The following is a 22955-nucleotide window of genomic DNA, read 5'->3' as shown; positions in this document are numbered from 1 at the left end:
GGGAAAGTGATTGGAGAAGCAAGTGACGAAGCAAAATAACGACAGTGAAAACGCCTCAATATTAAATAATATACATGATAAGGAAATAGCGGAAAGTCTGAGCCTGGATGAGAAAAAAGACGCTGTCGCGATTATCGGTATAGGCGGGTTCTTCCCAGGCGCCGATTCTATCGAAGAATTTTGCTTCAAGTTGGATAAGCAAGCGTCGCTGTTTTCACCTGTGCCTGACAATCACTTTCCCGGGCCGGAAATGCGCAACAGATATGGCGCGTTTTTGCACAATATATCCGGCTTTGATCCTGACATATTCAATATCGGCCCGATGGAGGCCGAGTACATGGATCCCAGGACGCGTTTACTCTTGATGTCGGTGTGGCATACCCTGGAGGACGCCTGTTATTTGCCACAACAGCTGCGTGAAGCCAACGTCGATGTCTATATCGCCTCGGAAGGCGCCGCTTATACGCCGTTTCTCGCCAGGGCTGAGCTTACGAGTTATTCCATATTGGGCATGATGTCCTGGTCTTTACCGAATTACCTCTCGCACGCTTTTCGTTTCAACGGCAAAAGCTTGTATATCGATACGGCCTGTTCCGGCGCCAGCGTGGCTTTGCATCAGGCCAAAGAAGCGCTGTTGCGCGGAGAGACGGATTATGCGCTGGTCGGCGCCGCTAACCTGTTATTCGGCGATGCGCTGGCCGGATCGTATTTGGGACAGGAATCGCTGGGCATTCTCGGGGGCGAGGCGAGCTGTTCCCCTTTTCAGGCCGATGCCAAAGGTTTTCTGCCCGCCGAGGCGACGGTTACCGTGTTGCTCAAGCGGTTATCCCAGGCTATTGACGATCGAGATAACATCCACGGGGTTATTTTAGGCTCCGCCGTCAACCATACCGGAGGCTACGGCAGCCTCACGATGCCGTCGGCCGAATCACAGGCGAAGGTCATTGTCAGCGCCTATCGTCAAGCCGGTATCGATGCAGATACCGTGGGCTATATTGAGGCTCATGGCGCCTCATCGCTGCTGGCCGATGCCGAAGAAATCAAAGGATTCAAGCGTGCGGATGCGCAATTAGCCACGCGCCTGGCGCCCTCTACGGGCACGCCCTGCAAAATCAGCACGCTTAAACCGAATATGGGACATGCCAATTCGGCTTCCGGCCTGGTGTCGCTGATCCGTGTGCTGCACGCGTTTAAAACGCGGAAAAAACCGGGGATCAAGGATTTCACCGGCTGCAGTGAAAAAATCAAGCTCGAAGGTTCACGTTTTTACCTCAATGAGGCGACGGAAGAGTGGCCGCCGTTGGTGGATGCCAATGGCCGGGAGATCGCACGCCGGGCCGCGATTAACAACTTTGGCGCGGGGGGAGTTAACGCCCATTTGCTGCTGGAGGCGTTCTCCGGTTACGACGACCGCCACGAGAACGCCGGTGATGAAGCGCATTCGCAGGAAAAGGGGTACTTTCTGGCGCTGTCGGCGCTGCATGAATGGCAGTGGATTCACTATGCGGAATCTCTCCTGGCCTTTTTGCAGCAGTCCCCCGACGTCCCGCCGGGCGCGCTGGAATATTTCTATCTGACCGCGCGCAATAAGTTTGAGCACCGGGTGGTGTTTCGTTATACCGACACCGAAAATTTGCAAGAGAAGCTGACCCAGTTTATCGCCGCCCAAGGGCAGAAAGCTTACTACCTGAAAAGCGGGGCGCGCGATGAGAATAAGGCGCTCGACATATTTAACCGCCATCACCGGCTGTCGGACTTGTTGACGACGCTGGATTGGGAAAATGACAAACGCTTTCTTATCGATCTGTGGGTTCAGGGCGTCGACGTCCCCCTGCATCAGACCCTTGGCGCACCGACGTTTAACAAGCTGTCGCTACCGCGTTACCCTTTTAACCTTGAACATTACTGGAGCACGGCGGTGTCGCCGTCAGAGCCGTATGGCGGTCGGGAGCCCCGGGACATACATCCGTTAGTGCAGCAAAATACGTCGGATTTTTATACTCAGCGCTACAGCAGTTTCTATACCGGCGATGAGTTTTTTCTGGCCGATCATCTGGTTAAAGGCCAGAAAGTGCTGCCTGGGGTTGCCTACCTGGAGTTGGCCCGGGCGGCGCTGGCCGATGCCTTGGGTCAGCCGACGGCGATCAGGCTGGAAAATATCAGTTGGATACGGCCAATGCGCGTAGAGGCACCGGGGTTGCACGTTGCTGTCGAACTGCATCCCGAAGGCGATGCGCGCTTTGGCTTTGAGATATACAGCACCGGCGCTTCCGCCACGGGGAGTGAAAGAGTCACGCATTGCCGCGGACAGGCCGGGATAGTGCCTGGCGGGGAGTCGGCGCCACCGGCAATCGATGTCCGCGCTCTGCAGCGCCAATGCGCCGTCAGGCATCTGGACAGCCAGGCATGTTATGCCGCTTACAGCGCAATGGGCATTCTTCACGGCCCGGCCTATCAGGGCGTGATCTCGATAGATGAGGGCGCTACGCAGGCTATTGCCCGCATCGAATTGCCCGCCTGCGTGGCCAAGAGCCACAGTCAGCTCTTTTTGCACCCCAGCCTGATGGATTCGGCATTACAAATGGCCGCCGGTTTGCTGGTCGACACTGAACGCCCTGAATTCGCATTGCCGTTTGCATTGGAACATTTGGACATGTTCCCGCGAGAGGGAGCCAGCGCGTTGCCCGAACGCCTGTGGGTCTGGGCCCGGTTTAAAAACGGGTCCGCTAAAACCGACAAAGTCAAAAAAATGGATTACGACCTGTGCGACGAAGCCGGCCATGTTTGGGTCAGGCTCGGCGGTTTTTCTTCCAGAGAGGTGGACAATGCGCCGCCGGCCGCAGGCCGCGCGGCGGCGGCAACCGAGACACGACCTTCTGACATGCGCGTCGCGGCGGAAAGCGCCGAGAACAAAGGATTGCAAGACAAGCTGCTCCCCTTGATGCAGCAGTCACTGGCCAGGTTGCGGAAGCTGGAAGCGGGGCGAATCGATCCTCATGCCGAACTGTCTCAGTTTGGTCTGGATTCTATTCAGCTTACGGAGTTTACCAACCTGTTGAATCGCCAATACTCGCTGACGTTGACGCCAACGGTATTCTTCGAATATTCCACCCTGGGGGAATTTGTGGCTTATCTGGCGCAAACCCATACGGCCGCATTCTCAACGCTGCTTGCCGCACATGAGCCGCTCGCGCAGCCCGCCGCAGGCACTGAGCAAGAAAACGGGGGGCAATCACGCGAACCTAAGCGTCATGACGAGACAGCGCGTGCCCCTCGGACGTTGCCTCGACAAGGGGCAGTCTATCCCTCGGCGGCAAACGAGCCGATAGCCATTGTCGGCATGACGGGCCGTTTCCCGATGGCGCAGGATCTGGACGCCTTTTGGGACAACCTGGTGAACGGCAAAGATTGCATCAGCGAAATTCCTGAGCAACGTTGGGACTGGCGGGCACTGTATGGCGATCCCTTGCGTGAAGTGAATAAGTGCCAGGTGAAGTGGGGCGGATTCATTGATGGTATCGATGAGTTTGATCCTCTGTTTTTTGGCATTTCGCCGAAAGAAGCCGAGCTGATGGACCCTCAACAACGCTTATTGATGACTTACATATGGAACGTCATTGAAGATGCGGGCTACAGCGCCGGCGAAATCTCCGGTACCGACACCGGCATTTTCGTGGGAACCGGCATGAGCGGGTACGGCAGTCTCATCTCAGAAGCCAGGCTCCCCATCGAAGGATATTCGCTGACCGGCATTGTCCCCTCCGTCGGACCTAACCGAATGAGTTTCTTCCTGAATGTTCACGGCCCCAGTGAGCCGGTGGAAACTGCGTGCTCTTCTTCGTTGATCGCCATTCACCGCGCCGTTCAGGCTATCAACGCCGGCGAATGTGAACAGGCTATTGTCGGCGGTGTGAATACGCTGGTAACCCCAGACGGGTATATCAGTTTCAGCAAGGCCGGCATGCTGTGCCAGGACGGCCGCTGCAAAACCTTCTCCAGCGCGGCTAACGGTTATGTGCGAGGAGAAGGCGTCGGCATGCTTTTCCTGCGCAAACTCAGCGTGGCGGAAGCGTCGGGCGATCATATCTATGGCTTGATTCGTTCCAGCGCGGAAAATCACGGCGGCCGGGCCAATTCATTAACGGCGCCCAATCCGAAAGCGCAAACGGCCTTGCTGAAGCGCGCTTACACCAAAGCCGGGATCGATCCGCGCAGTATCGGGTACATAGAGGCTCACGGTACAGGAACACCGCTGGGCGATCCGATAGAGATCGATGGGCTGAAAAGCGCGTTTCAAGACTTATATCGCAAGACACCGGCGGCAACCGATCTGCACGACCGACCTCAACACTGCGGTTTGGGCTCGGTAAAGACCAATATCGGCCATTTGGAAATGGCGGCCGGTATTGCTGGCGTGATCAAAGTGTTATTGCAGCTGCAGCACAAGACGCTGGTGAAGAGTTTACATTCTGAACAACTCAATCCTTATATCCAACTGGATAACTCGCCCTTTTATGTCGTGCGAGAGAATCAGCCTTGGCTTGCCCCTCAGGATGCGCAGGGGCAGGCGCAACCTCGCCGGGCCGGCGTCAGCTCTTTCGGCTTTGGCGGCGCCAATGCACATATCGTGCTGGAGGAATACACCGGCGGAACAACGGCAACGGACGAGCGGGGCAAAGAGCCTGCGGAACTCGCCATGGTGATCCTCTCGGCAAAGAACGCCGAGCGCCTTATGGCGGCGGCGCAGAATCTGCTCTCCCGGATCACGGCTGAAAACAAGGCGCGGCCGCCGTTGGATGAACTCGCTTATACCTTGCAGGTCGGGCGGGATGCGATGGATCAACGGTTGGGGATCCTGGTCTCATCCCTTGACGAACTGGCTGAGAAACTAAGCCAGTTCCTGTCGGGGGAAGAGGCTATAGATGGCTTGTATCGCGGTAATGTCCGACAGAATAAAGATATGTTGGCCATGTTCGTCACTGACGAAGACATGACGGCTACCCTCGATCTTTGGTTCCATAAGCGTAAGCACGCAAAAATCCTGGCGTTATGGGTGAAGGGGATGGCCGTTGATTGGTATCGGTTATACCCGCAGCAGCGGCCAAAACGCATCAGCCTGCCGACTTATCCATTCGCGACCGATCAATACTGGATCAAAGATGTCCGCCACGCGGCGTTGAGCGTCTGCGCCGCGCAAACGCCAGACGCCGTGCCCGACGATCTCACCGCGAGCGCAGCGCAGAACCCGGATCGGGCGCAGACGCAGCCAGACGATGATTTCAGCCATGTCGCGCTCTGGGAAACGGATGACGCCCCGCTGGAGAGCATCACGGCCTCGCCAATGACGGGAACGGTGCTGATTGTCGCGGGGGAGCGGGAGATGGCGCTGGAAACTGCGCTGATCGCCAAACTGAGCGGCCAAACCCCGCGCCTGGTGCGTTTGTCCCTGAGCGACGCGGCGACGCGTGAAACGCGGCAGAGCGGCCCCGATCGCTGGACGTGCGACATCCGGGATGAAAACGCGCTCGGCCATTGCCTGGATAACGTCGGCGGCATACAGCATGTCTTTTTCATTGCCGACGGCGCGGATAGCCAACCATGGGCAGATGCGGCAACGCTCACGGCCAGTTTGCAGCGTAACGAGTTGCAGCTGCTGCGTTTGGCAAAATCGCTGCAACAGCGGTTGGCGAAAGAGGATGCGGTAGATTTTACCGTGATCACCCAAGACAACCACGCGTTGTCAGCCGATGAGATTCGTTACCATGGTGCCGGGATTACCGGCCTGGCTTATTCCATCGCTCAGGGAGATCACCGTTTCAGGGTCCGGAATTTGGATGTTTCCCTGCGAGACGTGCAATCGCCCGCGCGGCGAGAAAAATTGCTGCAGCAGATCATCAACGAAGCGCCCAGTGAGCGAGGCGAACAAATTCGCCTGTTCTCCGGCCGGCGCTATCGACAAACCTTCTTCCGTCTCGATCCGCGCAGTTACAGCGACGAGAACGCCATCAAACATGGCGGCGTCTATCTGATTCTGGGAGGCAGCGGGACGGTGGGTGGCGTCATCACCCGACAGCTCTTGCAACAATATCAGGCGAAAGTGATTTGGTTGGGCCGCCAGCCTGATTCTAGCCCTGCGTTGCAAAGTCGGTTGGACGCATTGGCAAGCGTGGGCGAGCGGCCTGATTATTTCCAGGCCGATGCGACGGACCTGGCCTCTTTGCAGACGGCCCTGACGCAAATCAAGCTGAAATACCCCCGTATCGACGGTGCGATATTCGCCGGCCTGGTTTTTGACGCCGAGAATGCCATTAGCCAGACGACGGAACAGGCTTTCTGGCAAATACTGCAGGTCAAAGCGTCAGGCAGCCTCAATTTCTACCGGGCACTCCAGCAGGAATCGTTGGATTTCCTGGTTTATTTCTCTTCCTGTCAAGCCTTCTCGTTTTCCGGTGCCGCGACGCTGTCGGCCTATGCCGCCGGGATTACGTTCTCTGACACGCTGGTGCGCACTTTGCAGGCTCAGGCCGGATATCCGGTGGGAATTATCAATTGGGGATTCTGGCAAGCCTCACTGGCCGGTTTGCCGGCCAGCCAAAGCATTTTCGCATTAAGTGATGCAGAGGGTTTCACCTGTTTTGAGCGTTTTGTCACGCTGCTGCAGCAGAAGCACCAGGGGCAGTTCGTCTGCCTGAATGCCTCTGCGCCGGTACAGCAACTGATGAATCTGCATCCGCATGAGTCCGTGCTGGTCAGCCATCAACGACAACCTTCACCCGACACCTTTAATCAGGGGCTGATCAATGCCTAAGATCGCTGACAATCAATGGGACACAGAGACCGACGTGTTGTTGCAGTCCCATCATCCTCATGCCATTAACGACTGGCTGGCTCAACTTCTGTATCTACAGTTCGATCGGCTTGGCGTTTTCTCAGCCTCAGCGCATCAGGATGATTTTACTGAACACGCCGATCGTTGGGGCCTTGACCCTCAGTTTCAGCTTTGGTGGCGCGAGTCGATCAGGCTGTTGCTTGCAGCCGAATTGATCGCCTGGCGAGACGGCGTCCTGGTTTGCCGCGGACCGAGTTCGGAACAAGCGGAGGCGGTATGGCGGGCGTGGGATGATTTTCGCGACGGCCATCGTCATGACCCTGCACGCATGACCCAAATGAACCTGGTTGATGCCTGTTTGCGTAATCTGCCACAGATCCTGACCGGTGGGCTGCCAGCGACAGAAGTGCTATTCCCCAATGCGTCGATGGAAAAGGTCGAAGGGATTTATAAGGATAATCCGGTTTCAGATTTGTTTAATCGGGTATTGACGGAAACCGTCAGCGACTATGTGAGCGGCGTGTTGCGCCTGGATCGCGAAGCGCAATTGAATCTGGTCGAGATCGGTGCCGGCACCGGTGGCACAACGGCCATGGTCTTACCGGCGCTGATGACGCACCAACGCAATATTCGACAATATTTGTATACGGATCTCTCACAAGCCTTTTTGATGCATGCCCGGCGTTGTTATGGGCCAACTTGCCCGTTTCTTGATTATGCATTGTGGGATATTGAGCAACCCCTGGCGACGCAGCCGATCCCTCCCGCGTCTTTCGATGTGGCGATTGCGACCAATGTTCTCCACGCCACCAAGGATATCCGGAGCACGCTGCGCCATTGCAAAGCCGCCTTGCGCAATGGCGGCATGGTGATCATCAATGAACTGAGCGATAAGTCCGTGTTTACGCATTTGACGTTCGGGCTACTCAAAGGCTGGTGGTTGCATCAGGACACCGCGTTGCGCATTGAAGGCAGCCCGGCGATAGCGCCTGACACCTGGCGAGAAATTCTGGAAGAAGAGGGGTTTCATTCGGTTGAGTTTCCGGCGCAGAAAGCGCATGCGTTAGGGCAAACCATTATTGTTGCCCTCAGCAACGGCGTCATTCGACAGCAAGCGCCGCTGTCGAAGAAAAGAAATCAGCCTGCAAAACAACAGGCGAGCCCTCGTCCCGCCGCGCCGGCTACGGCGCCCGAGGCCGACCTAACGGAAGAGCGCATGGTGGCGCACATCAGCGAGGCGATCCTGTCTGCTCTGGCGCAAGCGGTGAACCTTTCTCCTGAGCAGATCGATGCCGAAACCGCTTTCTCAGAATACGGCATTGACTCCATTCTGACTGTTAATTTCACCAATAAAATTAACGAATTAATTGGCGTCCGCCTGAACCCGGCCGCGCTTTACGATTACCGTTCTGTCGCCTCGTTGAGCGGCCATATACACCGCAGCGCCAGTGAGGCAGTGCGCGCCTCGCTGGCCGCCTCCCGCGCCCACGGGGGCGGCGAGGCGGTTCCGGCGCCTACGGACACGAAAGAGCCGGCCGCCGGACTCAGTGCGCAAGATGCAAACAGGCTGAAATATATTACGGACAGCGTGATTGACGGGCTGGCAAAGACGGTCAACCTGCAACCTGAGCGTATCGATGAGCAGACGGCATTGTCGGATTTTGGCATTGATTCGATTCTCAGCGTTAACTTTATCAATCAGATCAATCAATCACTGGGGATCGCGCTAAACCCGGCGGTGCTCTATGACTATGCGACGATAGAAGCCTTAAGCGCGCATATCTGCCGGGCTTATCCCGAGCTGCGCGTTATTGCTGAACCCCTCGCCATACCGCAACCCCCTTCAGACCGACGCCGAGAGTCTGCGTCGCCGAGAGCCGCACCAGAGGCGAAAGCCTCCGGGCAGCGGCATGTCGAAACGGATGCAATCGCGGTGATCGGCATGGCGGGGCAGTTCCCCGGCGCCGAAGATATCCAGGGTTTCTGGGACAATCTTGCGGCAGATAATGCCGGGATTGAAGCCTTGCCTCACCATTATTTGGATCCCGCGAGATATTCTGCCGATACGGACAAAGAAGCGGCCGTCCGAGACGGGAAAACGTATTGCAAGTGGGGCGGTATCGTTAAAGACCGGGACTGTTTCGATGCCGGGTTTTTCCGCATTTCCGAGCAGGACGCCCTCTCGATGAGCCCTCATCAGCGCCTGGTGTTGCAAGAAAGCTGGAAGGCGCTGGAAGATGCCGGCTATAACCCCAAAGCGCTGTCCGGCGCCAACGCGGGCGTGTTTATTGGCGCGGAGCCCGCCAATTACCATCACGGCTCTTTTGTTGGCTCGTCAGAGGCGATCATCGCGTCACGCGTCTCTTATTTTCTGGATATGAAGGGCCCGGCACTGGTGGTAAATACCGGCTGTTCATCTTCAGCCGTGGCGATACACCTGGCGTGTGAAAGCCTGCGTCGCCAGGAGACGGAGCTGGCACTGGCCGGTGGCGTCTTTACGGCGCTGGATGCCGACGCGCTGGCGAGTCTTTCCGGTATTGGGCTGTTGTCCCATAAGGCGGCATGCCCCATTTTTGACCAGGAAGCTGACGGCATGCTGCTGTCGGAAGGGATTGGGCTGGTCGTGCTGAAAAGGCTGGATCAAGCCATTGCGGACGGCGATCCCATCCACGCGGTCATCCGCGCCTCGGGGATCAATCAGGATGGTGCCAGCAACGGCATCACGGCGCCGAGCGGAACCGCGCAGCAACAATTGCTGGAGCAGGTCTATCATAAGTATCGCATTAACCCTGAAGAGCTCAGCTACCTTGAAGCTCACGCCACCGGCGGCAAATTGGGCGATACCATTGAAGTTAATGCGCTGGTGCGCGCGTTTAAAGCGCTGACCGCAAAGCAGCATTTCTGCGCCCTGGGCAGCGTGAAATCGCATATTGGCCATACTTCTGCCGCGTCAGGCGTGATTGGGCTGATAAAAATCGTGCTATCGATGCGCCATCGTCAACTGCCGGGTTTGAAAGATTATCGGCAAATCAACCCGTTATTCGAATTGCAGGACTCCGCATTTTATCTTCAGAGCTCGGCCTCCGCCTGGCACGGCCACGGCGATAAACCCCGGTTGGCGGCCCTGAATTCTTTCGGTCACAGCGGAACCAACGCCCATTTGGTCATCGAAGAGTATGTCGCGACGCAAGCGGCGGCCGAACCGGTCAACGCCGGTTGGATTATTCCTCTGTCGGCCAAAACGCCGGACCGGCTGTACGCGCAGGCAGAGGTGCTGAGCGCCTGGCTGGAGACGATGGTCCGACAAGGACCCGAGAGTGAAGAGAATGCCCGCGCCTTCATGCAATCCATGGCGTACACGTTGCAAATCGGGCGAGAAGCGATGCCAGAACGCTTCTTGATGATCGTGCGCGATCATCGTGACTGCCTGCGGCAGCTGCAGGCATTTTGCCGCCGACAAACCGCGACAAGCCCTACCGCGAATGCCGCCAGGAAGCAGCCGCCGTTAAGCGCTGAGGCTTATCAAAATCGCGGTTTGCACCGGCTTTCCCATGCAGAACTGGAGACTATCGGCCGCGCCTGGTTGCAGGGCCTCCCCGTTAATTGGCAAAGCTTCTATTCGTCGGCGCCCAAAAGAATTCACTTGCCTGGCTATCGCTTTGCGAAAGCCGTTTTCCGCGCGTCGGACTCCGGTTTCACCGAAAAAAACCGGCAAGCGGGCAGCGCAATTGCAAACGGCCATTATCCGATTGGGAAAGTGGGATTATTCAGGGCCGGGCATCCCTGGAGCCAGCCTTTTAATCGCCATCATCCCGTTTTACGCCATCACAAGGCATTCGGCCAATCGCTGATGCCCGGTCTGGCGTACATCGATCTGCTGTTCCAATTTTTCCATCGTCAGGGCATGGATTATCGGCGGTTGGAAATGCGTAATTTGGTGATCCACCATCCCCTGACCATTGCCGACGATTACGCGGTGGAGGCGTACATCAGTTGCCAAAAACATGAGCAAGGGTACTGGCAGCTTCGCGTTGAAGGCAGCGAAGTGTTTGATGATCATCGGCAGTCAGAACTGAAGACCTATATGAGTGCGGAAATGCACTCGGTTCAGGCGGCGCCGTTTGATGAAACGCTTGATTTAACCCCGTTGAAACAGGGCGCCACCGGGTGGTTGAGGCTACGGGAAGCCTATGAGACCTTTGGCGGAACCGATATTCGCCACAGCGGACCTATGGTTGGCGACGGTGTCATTTATCACCTGCCTATGGCAAATCTGATCGATATTGCCGTGCCTGAAGAACCCTTGCCCGGCGCCGAAGACTATCTGTTCCATCCGGTGTTGATCGACGGGAGCGCCATCGGCTCCGGGAGCCTGTTTCTGGAGCAGAACGCGCAGCAGGATATCTTCTTGCCGCTTTATTACGAATCTTTCCGGGCGACGGCGCCATTATCGGCACAGTGTATTACCCGGATCGGCCGTGACTCGCTGAAACAAACTCCGCAGCTCTCGTACCTGACCATGGAGTTCTTTACGCCCCACGGAGAAAAGATTGGCGAGCTGAAAAATTTCACCTGCAAACGCGTACGCGACGCTGCGGCGATCAACGCATCACAACCTCACGCCGCCGTGACGACGCAGGCCGCTGCCGCCGTCATGTCCGCCGATCCTATTGAGCCTATGAAAAATGAAACCCTGTCTGTCACTGCACCCATAGCCGCGGATAAGCATGATTCAGCATTGGAATGCGCTGAGCTGCGAGTGAAAAAGATCCTGGCGGATACGCTGACGAAAAGCCCTGAAGAGATTGAAACCGATATCGGTTATTACGAGTTGGGTTTGGACTCCGCCGGGCTGTTGCATATGGTGAAGTTACTGGAACAGTCGCTCAAGGTGAAATTGAACCCGACGGTGCTGTTTGAATATACCAACGTCGGTGAACTTGCCGCGTATTTGATTGAGCAGCATCCGATGTCGTTCCTCGCGGCGGATAAGATAAGCGCCGCACAGGGGGACGTTTCTCCCCAGACGCAAAACGCCGGCATTTCAACGAGCGAGAGCCAAACGGATGCCGCAGCGAACGACGCGAAACAGCAGGCGCCTCGTTCAGCTGCCGACATTCGGCAACCCGCGACGAGCGGCGATGAAGATATCGCGGTGATCGGGATTGCGGGGCGATACCCCGGAGCGCAGGACATGGCGGAGTTTTGGGCTAATCTCAACGCCGGCAAAGATTCCGTGACGGAAATTCCCGCAGAGAGATGGCGGAAAGAGGTCTTGGAAGGCGTCGCTTCCCCTTCGGGCCGCCCGATTTCACGCTGGGGTGGATTTATCGACGATGTGGACTGTTTCGACGCCCAGTTCTTCCGCGTATCCCCCCGAGAAGCGCAATGGCTCAATCCTCAAGAGAGGCTGTTCCTGGAAACCTGCTGGACGGCGATCGAGGATGCAGGTTACACGCCGGAGACGCTGGTGGCTGAAGAGGGGCCCAATAAACGGCGCGACGTCGGCGTCTTTGTGGGGGTAATGCATAACGATTACGCCCTGATCGCAGCGGAAATCGTCAATCGCGGGCAGGTCATGCCGCTGTCGATGAATCATGCCCCCATCGCTAACAGGGTCTCTTATTTTTGCGGCTTCCACGGGCCTTCTTTTGCCATCGACACGGTTTGTTCCTCTTCCCTGACGGCGCTTCATTTGGCTCTGGAAAGTTTGCACCGGGGGGAAAGCAAGGTCGCGATAGCCGGCGGCGTTAATCTGTCTTTGCATCCTTACAAGTACATGACCTATGGGCTGGCGGACATGTACTCCAGCGATGGCCGCTGCCGGACTTTCGGCGACGGCGGGAACGGTTTCGTCTCCGGGGAAGGCGTTGGCGCGGTCTTGCTTAAACCGCTTTCTCAGGCGCTCAAGGACCGGGACAATATTTATGCGTTGATCAAAGGCAGCGCCATCAACCATGTGGGGCAAGTGAGCGGTATTACCGTTCCCAGCCCGGTGGCGCAAGCTGACTTAATGCTGCGCTGTTACGAAAAGACTGGCATCGATCCGCGCACCATCAGCTATATCGAGGCGCATGGCACCGGAACGGCGCTGGGCGATCCGATCGAGATTCAGGGGTTGGTCAAAGCCTTTAGGCAACATACCCCCGACAAGCAGTTTTGCGCGATCGGCTCGGTGAAATCCAACATCGGTCATGCGGAGTCTGCAGCGGGCATCAGTGGGCTCAGTAAAGTGATCCTTCAACTGCATCATAAAACTCTGGTGCCCTCACTGTTGCATGCAGAACAGGTGAATCCTTATCTGGAACTTGAGCATTCACCTTTCTATATTCAACGCGAGGCGAAGGCATGGGAGCAGCCAAGGGTGGAACACAACGGTGAAGCGATTGCCGTGCCCCGGCGCGCCGGGATCAGTTCATTTGGCGCCACCGGGTCGAATGCACACCTGATCGTCGAAGAATTTCTGCCGCCTGTCTCCCACAGAGCGGCAAGTGCTCAGCCGCTGATCGTGCCTTTGTCAGCGAAAAATGAAGACAGGCTGCGGGTTATGGCGGGAAATCTGGCTCAATTCCTGGCGAACCATCCGAATCTCGACGGACTGCCGCCTGAAGATCTGGCCTTTACACTGCAGGTGGGGCGCCGGTCATTGGAAGAGCGAGTTGTGTTTGTCGTACAGGATCTCAGGGAGCTGGAACAGAAACTGGCGGCATTTGCCAACGACGCCAGTTTGCCTGAGCAGAGCTGGCGGGGTAGTGCCGGTAGCAACGGCAAAGACAGCGCCCGGAGCGGCGGTTTTCTCTCGGCGGACGATAGCGCCGCTCTGCTGCAGCGCTGGATTGCGCAAAACGCCGTTCACAAAATCGCCCGTTTTTGGGTTGAAGGCTTTAGGGTGGACTGGCCTCAGTTATACCCGCTGGCGACACCTTGCCGCATTAGCCTGCCAGGCTATCCGTTTGCCCGAGAGAAGCATTGGCTTCCCGCCCCGGACGACCTGGGGCGGATCGCTCACGCCGTATCGGCGGCCTCTTCGGACGAGACGGCGGCTCCAGCTCCAGCGCCTGTCAGCCCGGAAGAGCCCGAGAGGCTGATGCTGTTTACGGAGTCGTGGCATAAGATGCCTGCGCCGGCCACCGCCCGGCCACCCCGAGACTTCAACACGCTGATCTGCTTCTTGTCGCAGCCGGAAAGCCAGCGTTTGCTGCAATTGCACATGAAGACTCTGGCGCCGCAAACCGAAGTGGTGTTTGTTTCCCGCGAGCCGGAACGCCGCGCAGAACGCGTTTTCTCATTGCCGCATGCGGGCGCGGAACAGGAACTGACGGAGAACTATCACCGCTGCTTCACCCAGTTGAAATCGGCGCAGATCGACCCTCAGCGCAGCGCGATCCTGTATCTATGGCCGTTGGAAGAGCGCGGCCATTTGCCGGATTATGCCGCGCTGCATCATCTTCTGTCTTCGATGGTGAAAACCGGCATGGCGCCACAACGTCTGTTGTTGGCCGGCGCCAGCCACCATTCGCTTGACCGGGCCTATCTGGAGTCGTGGATTGGCATCGAGCGTTCCCTGACGGCCGCATTGCCATCCACGCAATGCGCCATTGCCGCCAGCGTTGTTTCGGGGGCCTACGCGGCAGATGAACGCGCGGTATTGGCCGCACACGCCATCACCGAGCCCTCTCTTTCGCGGCTGTATCAGCAAATAGCGGCGCAAGATTTTGAAAGCGTTTGCTATGAAAATGAAGAGCGGCACGTCCTGCAGGTTCAACCTGGCCCCGCGTCTCTGACGGGGCCGGAGGAAACGGGGATAAAGCAAGGGGGCACTTACCTGATCACCGGCGGGTTCGGCGGCCTGGGCTTGATTTTCGCCCGATACCTGGCACAGCGTTATTCCGCCCGGTTGATTCTGACGGGCCGCACCGCCATGAATGCGGAACGGACCGCGGTGGTTGACGACTTAGTGCGGTTGGGGGGACAGGTGCATTACATCCAGGCGGATGTGTGTGATGCCGACGCCATGCGTTTTAATCTGGCACAGGCCAGGCAAGCGATGGGGGCGATCCTTGGCGTGATTCACGCCGCCGGTATTGAAGCCGGGACACCTGTCTTTGCCAAAACTCGTCAGGCATTCGAAGCGGTCTTGCAGCCGAAAGTTGATGGGCCGCAAATAGTAGACGAATTGCTCACGCAGGATCCGCTGGATTTTGTCTGCTATTTCTCCTCCAGCGCCGCATTCCTGGGCGATTTCGGTTCTTGCGATTACGCGATGGGAAACCGTTTCCTGATGAGCTATGGCAAGCACCGCATGGAGCAGGTGAAACAAGGCCATCTTCGCGGCAAAACCTTGATTATCAACTGGCCTTTCTGGGCAGAAGGGAAAATGGGCGCTCACGACAAAGAAAGCGCCGGTTTCTATCTCAGCGCGACCGGGCAGCGGGCGCTTAACAGTGCGGAAGGGCTGCAGGTCTTCGAGCAGTTGCTGCAGCAAGGCGAGGGGCAATATCTGGTTATTGCCGGAAAGCCCACTCGCGCAGCCCAGTTGTTGGGATTGGATAAACACAGGCCGGCCCCGCATCCTTATTCGGCCAGCCCGTCGCACGATGGCGCGGCCACGGATGGTAACGCACGCGATCTGCAACAACCGTCTCTCCCTGCCGGAAAAACGGCCGATATTCGTGCTGAAGTCAGCCACATACTGAAAACGCTGATCAATCGCTTGCTCGGCACTCCGCTTGATCGAATCGGGTTGGACAGTGGTTTTGCCGATTTCGGTTTTGATTCGATCACGCTGGCGTCATTCTCGCGAGAATTGAGTCAACGTTTTAATCTCGACATTGCGCCAACGGTGCTCTTCGGTCATTCCTCGGTTAAACGGTTAACGGAATACTTTTGCCGTGAACACGCGCTGGCGCTGCAAGCCATGCTGTCGCCCCACATAGCGGAGGACACTGGGGCTGCCGCCAGCCCCTTAGTTCAGCCGACGCCTGCCCAGGTGCCGCCTCCTGAAGGGGGCTCTGCGACAGCGCCGCACGGAGAGAACGGGATCACTGAGGAACCGATCGCCATCATCGGCATGAGCGGGCGTTTTCCGCAGGCAGACAGCATCGACGAATTCTGGGATGCGTTGATTCAGGGGAAAAGTTGTATCGGCGAGATGTCTGAGCCGCGTTGGGACTGGGGCGCCGTCACCGACAACGGACCGCAATGGGGCGCGTTCATGACGGATATCATGCGGTTTGATGCCGCTTTCTTTGATATCGCGCCGAAAGAGGCGATGGACATGGACCCCAGGCAGCGAATTTTTCTGCAAGAAGCCTGGCGCACGTTTGAAGATGCAGGTTACATGGGGCCGCGCATCCGCGGCATGTCTTGCGGTGTGTATGTCGGGGCGGAAGAAAGCGATTATGGCATGCTTGTCGGCGAGCAAGGGTCGATAAATGGCAATCAGAATGCCACGCTGGCAGCGCGGATTTCATATGCGCTGGATCTTAAAGGACCGAACCTGGCCCTGACCGCGGCTTGCGCATCGGGCTTGGTCGCTGTGCATCAGGCCTGCCTGGCGTTGCGCCAGGGAGATTGCGAGATGGCGCTGGCCGGGGGGATCAACCTGCTAATGACACCGTGGGTGTATCAGAGCATGCATCGGAGCGGGATGCTGTCGCCCGACGGCAACGCCAGCGTATTTGATCAGCGCGCCAACGGGCTGGTGCCGGGAGAGGCGGTTGCAGCGGTGTTGCTGAAACCCTTGTCAAAGGCCAAAGCCGATGGCGATCGGATCTATGGCTGCATTAAAGCCAGCGGCGTGAATTACGATGGGAAAACCAATGGCATCACGGCGCCGAATCCGCTGCGCCAGGCTGAATTGCTGAAAAATATCTATGACCGCTATCGGATTGATCCCCGCGCGATTCAATACGTTATCTCCCATAGCACCGGTTCGCAGCTAGGGGATCCGATTGAGGTTCAAGCGCTGGCCGATGCCTTCGCCGGTAGCGGCGACGATCCCCATAGCTGCGTGCTAGGCTCGATTAAACCGCTGATCGGTCATACTTTTGCTGCGTCCGGCGTCGTCAGTCTCATCGCCATGCTGAAAGCGATAACGCATCAGACGATGCCGGCGACCCACCGCTTTGAAACATGCAACCGCTACATCAATCTGGAGCGAACCCCCTTTACCATCGAACGACAGAATCAGCCCTGGCTGCGCCGAGGCACGCAGCCCAGACTGGGTGCCATCAGCGCGACGGGGATCAGCGGAACCAATGCTCATGCAGTGATTGAAGAATATATTGCAGACGACCCCGACTCCGGTCAGGCGTCAAAAACGCCGTTGTCGGCAGGGGCCGCCACGCATTCTACGATCGTGCCCATTTCGGCAAAAACCGCCGAAGCGCTGCAAGCCTATGTCCAGGCCTGCGCGCAATTTCTCCAGAGCCAGCCGGCAACGCGGCTTGATCGGCTGGCCTATAGCCTGCAAACCGGGCGAGACGCCATGGCGCAACGTGTCGCCTTTGTCGCGGCGGATAGTGCAGAGCTGCGCGAACAGTTAGCGCGGTTTATTGCCGGCCAGACTGCGCCGGGCGTTTATCACATTGGTGCGCAAAGTGGTGACAATGTCACAAATTCACAGATGTGGGGGGATGAAAACGCGGCGGCGCCTGAGCAAATTCAGGCCTGGATCGCAGCACGCCAATGGCAAGCATTAGCCGACGCCTGGAGCCGCGGTGCTGAAATCGATTGGTTTGAGTTATACCGAGAGACAAGGCCACCGCAGCGCAGCGCGGGGCCGGTCTATCCTTTCCAAGGCAAGCGCTACTGGGCCACTCTCTCGCCCACAATGCAGCGCGGGCCTGGGGTTCTGCATGCGCAAACGGCCGAGGCTGCAAGCGATGCAACGATGAGCGAAAGCAAAACGTCGTCGCTTGACGCCATCACGCGTCAGGTTCGTTCTTTACTGATAAAGACGCTGTATTTTGAGGAGGCTGATGTTGCCAACCATCAGCCGTTTACCGAACTAGGGTTAAATTCAATCAATGCAGTTGGCTTTATTGAAGCCCTTAACCGGTCATTAGCGGCCGGGGTGACGATTAATGCAATTTTTGAGTATCCCAGCATTGATGCCCTGTCAGCATATTTGCACGCCTTGCCGAGTGGCCGCCTGGCCGATAGCCTTGCCTCGGTGGCTTCCGATAGCACGAATGGCCAGACCGAAGCCGCGCCGGCGCTGAGCGCTGAACAAGGCACCGCCGCCCACGGCAGGCAAATGGGAAAGGCCTGGTTGAAACAGTACCCGGAGTGTATTCCTCTCAGCCGACAACTGCGCGCCGGGGATGAGCGGGAACATGACCGCTCTCGGTTCTGGATCCACCCGCTGACGGGGTCTACCGGCTTATACCTGAAGGTGGCTGAAAATCTGGGCGATGACTACGCCATATGGGGCATTCATTCGCGCGGTTTCCTGACCCGGTTCCCGCCGCTGAAAAGCATCGAAAGCATGGCGAATTACTATATTGAAATTCTTCAAGCCGGCAACGCCACCGGGCCTTATGAACTGGCTGGCTATTCCATGGGCGGGATTATCGCTTATGAAATGGCCCGGCAACTGCAACTGGCGGGCTACCGGGTTTCGAGCCTGATCCTGTTGGAGCCGCCGTTCCCGCAACCCGAGCCTCAGCGCCAGTCGTCGCCATTTGATTATCGCGACGCCTTGTTGATGAGCGCGAATTTCTTTTTGCACTATAGTTTGAAAGAAATTTTGGCGTCGGGGCAGGTAGCGTTTGAAAGCCTTGCCTACAGGGAGCAGGAATTAATGGGCATTGACGCCGATAAACTGGCGGCATGGCTGGCTGAGGGGAGCCTCAAAAAAGGCGTGGAGCAGCCGTTGTCGGTGGTGCAAGAAAAAATCGAGAATATGGCTCAGATCCTGAAGCACAACCGCGAAGCTATGGCGGCCTACGGGGTGAAAGCGTTACCGAATGCCCATGATATCGATTTGCACTACATGACCCTGAGCCCATCGTCCAACGGTGCAGGGTCGGACAAGGGCGATTCGTCGTCCGCTTTAGCTGAAAACAATCGCCATGTTCTGGGCGAAGCGCTCACCCATGACGAGAGCCATTGTCAGCGATGGCTAGACTATCTGCCTGGCGCTCAAGTGTTCCGCACCCGGGCCAAAGACCATTTTCATCTGTTGTCTGAACGCGAAAGCGTAGCCATGATTTCCGACCGCTGCCGGACGATTTATCAGAACGCCTCGGCGAGAAAAACAACAACGGCCGCTGGGGAAAAGCCTGTGGCGAAGCCGCGCCAACCGGGGCGAGAGCGCATTGCGATTATCGGAATGTCTGGGCAGTTCCCCGGCGCCCGAAATGCGGATGAACTCTGGCAACTGCTCGAGCAGGGCCAATCTGCGTTTACGCCGCCGCCGGATGATCGCGGTTGGTCTGCCGGACAGTATGAAGGCTACGGCGCTTTTCTCGCGGAGATAAAATCCTTCGACCCGCTGTTTTTCAACATGTCTCCGCAAGAGGCGTCGATGCTGGACCCTTGCGAACGGCTGTTCTTACAGGAAAGCTGGAAAGCGATTGAGGATGCGGGAATACGGCCTGATGCGCTCTCCGGCCGGCGTTGGGGCGTTTTCTGCGGCAGCGGGGGCGACTATACGCTGCGCTTTGCCGCAGGCGAGCACTTCGCGCCGAATATCACGCTATCCCAGATCCCGGGGCGCGTCTCTTACAGCCTGGACCTGCAGGGGCCTTGTCTCTCCGTAGAGGCCGGTTGTGCGTCATCGTTGCTGTCTATCGCTCAGGCTTGCGACCATTTAGCGCAGGGCCAATGTGACGTGGCGATTGCCGGCGGGGCGCAGATTTACTCCACGCCGAATATGTTGATCAGCGCTTCCCGCTTTGGGCTGTTATCGCAGGCGGATCGCGGTGGCGCATTTTCGACGCGCGCCAGCGGCATGGTGCCCGGTGAATCGGTGGGGGTGATTATTTTGAAACCCCTGTCGTTGGCATTAGCGGAGGGGGATCGCATCCACGGTGTGATCGAAGGCTGGGGCAGCAACCACAATGGCCGAACCCACGGGATTATGGCCCCGAGCGCCAAGGCGCAGGTGGCGCTGTTGTCCGATACCTATCAACGGTTTGATATCCGTCCGGAGAGCATTACGCTGGTAGAAGCCCATGCCACGGGAATGCCCGCCGCAGATGCGGCGGAAATCGCCGCCCTGAGCCAGGTGTTTCGAGGCCAGGGGCGCGCGCCTCAATCCTGCGCACTGGGCAGCATCGAGAACAACATTGGCCATGCGTTTCACAGTTCTGGAATGAATCATCTGTTCAAAGTGTTGCTGGCGCTCAAGCACCGGGCAATTCCCGGCACGCCGAATACCGAAGACCGGGAGACGTTGCCTGCGCTGGAAGACGGCCCGTTTTATATCAATTCGGCAACGGTTCCCTGGCAGGCGGAAGCAGGGCAATTGCGTCGGGCCGCAATCAGTTCATTCGGGGCGACGGGGATCAATGTTCACCTTGTTGTCGCCGAGCCTGATGCAAACGAGGAAGCGCGTGAGGGGGCGGATAAACGCCTTTCGCCGGCCGCCTCGGGCTTTGAGCGCGCCAGGCCTGTGTATATCGCACTGTCGGGAAAGAGCGAAAAGGCCCTGCAGCAACGTTGTCGTGAGTTGCAAAAGTTTGTGCAGGCCAGGCCAGAATTGGATTTGCAACAGCTGGCGGCCAACTTGTTGTTGCGCCGAACGCATTTCGCCCACCGCTGCGCCTGCGTGGTTTCTGGCGTCGAAGAGTTACGCCATTTTCTGGTACAGGTGATAGCGGGTGCGGTTTTAACCCCGGCGGACCCAGGTTATTGGGGCAAAGTGGCTCCAGGCGGCCAACGATTGGCGGAGGATGCGGCCTCATCCGCCGTCGCGTGCGTTCGGCAAGCCATCCAGGATCCGAGCGATAGCGGGAATTGGTTGAGGTTAGCCCGGCTTTATGTCGATGGCATAGACTTCATGACCAAGGATTTCCACGCTGGGGTCGATATCGCTCAGGCGTTCTCTTCGGCGGAGAAATGCCCGTTGTCGTTGCCAACCTATCCGTTTGACGCGCGTTTATGTTGGGCCGGCGACGCCGAACCTGCGACTGCCGGCAAGTCATCGGCAGCTCTCGCGCCCAAGCAGACGCCCGCGCCGGCCGCCGCCCAGCCGGTCATGCAAAAATTGCTCGGCATCCTGGCGGAACTGGCTGGCCTCGCCAGCCCAGAAATTGATCCGGATGAGCCGATAACGCACTACGGCATCGATTCATTGTTGGGGCTGCGTTTGCTTAACCGGATCAACTCAGCGTTTGTCACGGCGTTCGATGCCGAGCTGCTGACCCACGGCACGCTTAGGGCGATTGCCGGGGAAATTGCCGCTCATCCGCTCTCCGCACCGGTGCCGCAAGACGCCGCAAGCACATCGCACCCAGCCTATATTCAATCGGCCTCGCTGGCGATACGACGGGCGGCTGCCTTGACTGCCGATGAGTTGACCTTGGCGCGCGCCGAGTTGGGCAGGTTATTGCAGCAGGGCGTTGGCGTCTGGAAAGACTCAGCCAATCTGCATGTCGAGTTTAACCGCTATGCCCCATGCGCCCGACAGGCGCTGGAACACGCGAATCAGGCGGATATTTTGGGGGTGTATCTGGAAGAGGGCGTACGTTACTACCCGACCAGCCACATCCAGGCATTCGTCCTGAATGAAACCGAGGTGAAAAAACGCGCAACATTTAATATCGGCCAGGGCTTTTGGCTGGAGATGCCCATCGATCTGGCGCTGTTGAATCAGGCGTTGAACGACATGGCGCGCCGCCACGCGATTTTGAGAACCGGCGCCGAACTGGTCGCACAACAGTGGGCGCAGGTCGTGCATGAGGCGTTAACGCTGGAATGCCGGGAAATCTGTTGGCCTCATATCAACGATCGGGCAATGTTTGAACAGACATTCGCGCGATTCCAGCAGTCGGTGAACATGACGCTGTTCCACGCGGATCGGATGCCGATGTTTGATGTGTATCTTGTCCATAACGGCGCAGATCTGGGCGCGATTTATCTGGTGATGCATCACTTCCATGCCGATGGTTTTACCTTGTTCATGCTGCTGCAAGAGCTCTATCTCCGCTATACCGCGCTGCTCAGCAACACCGAGTTTGTTTGCGACAAACCCACGGCTGAATATGCCCATTTCGCCTTGAACCAGTTTGGCGAACATCGGGATAGCGCAACGGCATATTGGTTGAGCCAGTTACGCGACAAACGCGCGCCCTTTGCGCTGCGCGACAAATGCATCGCACGCCAAGACCAGTCAAACAAAGCCGGAAACGTTGAAAAGGCGGGGGTTTATCATCTGCCCGTCTCGGATGAGCTGCTTGGCCGATTGCAGGCATCAAATCGCCGCCATAAGACCACGCTCACGCAGCTAGCGACCTGTGCCTTGGCGGTGCTGGCGTATCGCATCACCGGCGTGAATATACCGATCCAGATGGCGTACAACCTCAGAGACCGCTATGAATTTGAGCCGGTATGCGGTGACTTCTCATCATCGGTTCCCCTGGTATTAACGCTTCAGCCTCATTTCAACCTGCAACAAGTGTGGCGCACCTATGAAGACGCCATCCTGCAGGTGCAAAAATATAAGCACTTTGATTTTGTTGCCCTGCATCAGCAACTCGCACTCGCAGAGAGCGATGCCCACGAACACACCCTGTTGGGCAGCCTGGCGGTCGACAGCAATGATCGGGACAGCTTCGTTGAGGTCACGGCTTTTGCCCGAAAATTGCTACCGATGTCGCTGGAAGAAAGGGAGCCAGCAGCCCCCTTGTTGATGGGATTGTTGAAGACAAACGGTGTGCTGAGCCTGCCATTCGTCTATGACCGCAGATGTTTCTCGCCGGATCTGATTCAGGTACTTGCTGAGCACGTAGGCTTTTTATTGACGCTGATGGTGGAACAACCGGAATTGAAAGTGGAGGACATTCCCGTTCCGGAAATGCTGATCGATCGTTTATCGCCGGAGGAGGTGGCGGCTTTGGATGTATAGCGCCAACGAAGGGCGTTGAGAAATGGAAGGCTAACCCGGTTAGCCATAAAA

At 57.4% G+C, this 22955-nt stretch carries 2 protein-coding genes; both read left to right on the top strand.

Annotated elements, in window-relative coordinates; all coding sequences use genetic code 11:
* Nucleotides 1-22 precede the first annotated feature (22 nt).
* Nucleotides 23-6808 (top strand): type I polyketide synthase, encoded by a 6786-nt coding sequence (locus QZQ97_RS05610; RefSeq protein ID WP_311992621.1) that lies wholly within the window; start codon nucleotides 23-25, stop codon nucleotides 6806-6808.
* Nucleotides 6801-22904 (top strand): SDR family NAD(P)-dependent oxidoreductase, encoded by a 16104-nt coding sequence (locus QZQ97_RS05605; protein WP_311992620.1) that lies wholly within the window; start codon nucleotides 6801-6803, stop codon nucleotides 22902-22904. Before QZQ97_RS05610 ends, QZQ97_RS05605 begins: the two co-directional genes overlap by 8 nt.
* Nucleotides 22905-22955 lie beyond the last annotated feature (51 nt).

The organism is Serratia sp. root2, from assembly GCF_031931805.1.
In the GTDB taxonomy this organism is placed as follows: domain Bacteria; phylum Pseudomonadota; class Gammaproteobacteria; order Enterobacterales; family Enterobacteriaceae; genus Serratia; species Serratia inhibens.
The sequence above is the reverse complement of the archived record's forward strand: the minus strand, read 5'-3'. Positions and strand labels throughout refer to the sequence as shown.

What these genes read in the sequence shown, in the direction of transcription:
- QZQ97_RS05605 (WP_311992620.1), top strand. Translation starts at nt 6,801, where the DNA reads ATGCCTAAGATCGCTGACAATCAATGGGACACAGAGACCGACGTGTTG.